The organism is Brevundimonas sp. (assembly GCF_018608325.1).
Taxonomy (GTDB): domain Bacteria; phylum Pseudomonadota; class Alphaproteobacteria; order Caulobacterales; family Caulobacteraceae; genus Brevundimonas.
In genome coordinates this window covers 1-2,888 of sequence record NZ_JABAZW010000017.1, presented here as the reverse complement: position 1 = coordinate 2,888, position 2,888 = coordinate 1, and the positions used below count along the sequence as shown (strand labels likewise).

The following is a 2,888-nucleotide window of genomic DNA, read 5'->3' as shown; positions in this document are numbered from 1 at the left end:
GCCCTCCGGGCGACGGGACGTTGTCAGCATAGGGGATGCGGGTGGTCAGGCGCGTTGATTGGGTCGAGATCGGGCTAGACGCTTGGAAAGGCTGGAGTTGAGGCAGCGTCATTGTGGGAGTTCGACGGAAGTACCCAGCGGTCCTTTCCTACCACTCGTCATCCTCGCCCTTCAGGACAGGCGGTCGCGGAACTCGGTCCAGTCGAAGGACTTGATCGACTTCAGTTCGTCGGTGGCGCTGTTCCACAGATGGATGGACGGCAGCGGCACGCCGTTGAAGGTGTTGGTCTTCACCATCGAATAGTGGGCCTGATCCAGGAAGGCGATGCGCGTTCCGGCGGCCGGGCGTTCAGCAAAGACGTAGTCGCCGATGATGTCGCCGGCCAGGCAGGACGGCCCGCCCAGACGCACGGCGACGCCGGTGTCCTGCTCGTCCAGCATGGCGGGGCGATAGGGCGCCTCGATCACATCGGGCATATGGCAGGTCGCCGAGATGTCGGTGATGCCGATGGGCATGCCATTGTCGAAGACGTCGAGGATTTCACCGATCAGGATGCCGGCGTCCAGCGCCACGGCTTCGCCCGGCTCCAGATAGACCTGCACGTCATGCGTCTCCGACAGGCGGCGCACGAAAGTGATCAGGTCGTCCTTCTCGTAGTCGGCGCGGGTGATGTGGTGGCCGCCGCCCAGATTGATCCATTTGACGCCGCCCAGCAGCGGGGCCAGTTTTGGCTCCACCGCCGCCCAGATACGCGCCAACGGCTGGAAGCTCTGTTCGCACAGGGCGTGGATGTGCAGGCCGTCCACGCCATCCAGGTGCTCCGGCTTCAGCAGGGACACCGGGAAGCCCAGACGTGAGCAGGGCTGGGCCGGGTCGTATTTGGCGACCTCGCCCTCGGAGTGTTCGGGGTTCAGACGTAGGCCGATCTCGAACACCTCGCCATCGGCGCGCGCCTTGGCGATCAGGTCAGCGAAACGGGCGACCTGGGCGGGGTTGTTGAAGATGACGTGGTCCGACAGACGCAGGATCTCGGGCAGATCCTCGGCGCGGTAGGCGGGGGAATAGGTGGTCAGTTCGCCCTTGTAGAACTGGCGGGCGAGACGGGCCTCCCACAGGCCGGAGGCGCAGACGCCGTCGAGATATTCGCCGACCACATCGGCCAGCGACCACATCGAAAACGCCTTGAGCGCCAGCAGGACGCGGGCGTCGGCCCGGTCCCGCACATCCTTGAGTACGGACAGATTGCGCCTGATGGCCGCCTCATCCACCACGAAGGCGGGCGAGGCGACACGGTTCAGGTCGAAATGCGAGAACGCGCCCGGATCTCCGGCCTGGGTTTGCATTCAGTTCTTCCGATCAGAAGGCCAGCGGAGCGTCCAGCTCCTCGACGGTCCACGGCAGGCCATGCTTGTTCAGCATGTCCATAAAGGGATCGGGGTTCAGCTGTTCAATGTTGAACACGCCTTCGCCCTTCCACTGGCCGGTCAGCATCAGGGCCGCGCCGATCATGGCGGGGACGCCCGTGGTGTAGCTGACGGCCTGGTTGCCGGTTTCGGCATAGGCTTCCTGGTGGTCGCAGATGTTCTTGACGTAGACCGTCTTGGCCGCGCCGTCCTTCTCGCCCGTGGCGATGGTGCCGATGTTGGTCTTGCCCTTGGTGATCGGACCCAGCGACGAGGGTTCCGGCAGCAGAGCCTTCAGGAACTCGATCGGGATGATCTCACGGCCCTGGAACTGCATCGGCTCGATCGAGGTCATGCCGACGTTCTCCAGCACTTCCAGGTGCTTGAGGTAGCTGTCGCCGAAGGTCATCCAGAAGCGGATGCGTTTGATCTCAGGGTAGAACTTGGCCAGCGACTCCAGTTCCTCATGGTACATGAGGTACATGTTCTTGGGGCCGACGCCTTCGAAGTTGAACTCTTGCTTCTGCGTCAGGGCCGGGCCTTCGACCCACTGGCCGTTTTCCCAGTGACGCGAGTTGGCGGTCACTTCACGCAGGTTGATTTCCGGGTTGAAGTTGGTGGCGAAGGGCAGGCCCGTGTCGCCGCCGTTGCAGTCCAGGATGTCGAGCGTGTCGATCCGGTCCAGCAGGTGCTTCTTGGTGTAGGTGGCGAAGACCGAGGTCACGCCGGGGTCGAAGCCCGAACCCAGCAGCGCCATCAGTCCGGCTTCCTTGAAGCGGTCCTGGTAGGCCCACTGCCACTTGTATTCGAACTTGGCTTCGTCGCGCGGCTCGTAGTTGGCGGTGTCGAGATAGTTCACGCCAGCGGCCAGGCAGGCGTCCATGATCGACAGGTCCTGATAGGGCAGGGCCAGGTTGACGACCAGCGCGGGCTTGACCGACTGGATCAGGGCCGTGGTCGCCGCCACGTCATCCGCGTCGATGGCCGCCGTGTCGATGGAGACGCCAAAGCGCGTCTTCACGGATTCGGCGATGGCGTCGCACTTGGACTTGGTGCGGCTCGCCAGGGTGATGTGCGAGAACACATCCGTATTCATCGCCATCTTGTGGACTGCGACCGAACTGACGCCGCCTGCGCCGATAACCAGCACCCTGCTCATGTGTGGCTTCTCCCGAAGTGTGAAAACTCTGGCGACATCGCCGCCGCCTATAAAGGGCGCGGCTCATAGCACGGTGATGACAGGATCGCTAACAAACTCGTGCCCGGTTTGTTTCAATGGCGCACTGCGATGACGGGTCGCAGCCGGTTGCGGCATCGAACTTCGCGGGTCAGGAGGTTTTCGGGGCGATTGATCTCTCCGTGGGCGGACGGTGCGCCCAGATGCAGGTGACGACGCTGCCCACCACCAGAACCATGGCGCCATATTCCAGCGCGGTCGGCAGGCGCTGCTCCCACAGGAAGCCGTAGAGCAGGGCGAACAGGGT

General features: G+C 63.4%; 2 protein-coding genes. Both read right to left on the bottom strand.

Annotation, left to right across the window (positions count from 1 at the left end; all coding sequences use genetic code 11):
- Positions 1-171: 171 nt before the first annotated feature.
- Positions 172-1,344 (bottom strand): carboxynorspermidine decarboxylase, encoded by a 1,173-nt coding sequence (locus QZ281_RS02130; protein ID WP_292224170.1) that lies wholly within the window; start codon positions 1,342-1,344, stop codon positions 172-174.
- 13 nt (positions 1,345-1,357) lie between these two features.
- Complete coding sequence (locus QZ281_RS02125; protein WP_292224168.1) at positions 1,358-2,563, bottom strand: saccharopine dehydrogenase family protein; 1,206 nt, start codon at positions 2,561-2,563, stop codon at positions 1,358-1,360.
- Positions 2,564-2,888: the final 325 nt, after the last annotated feature.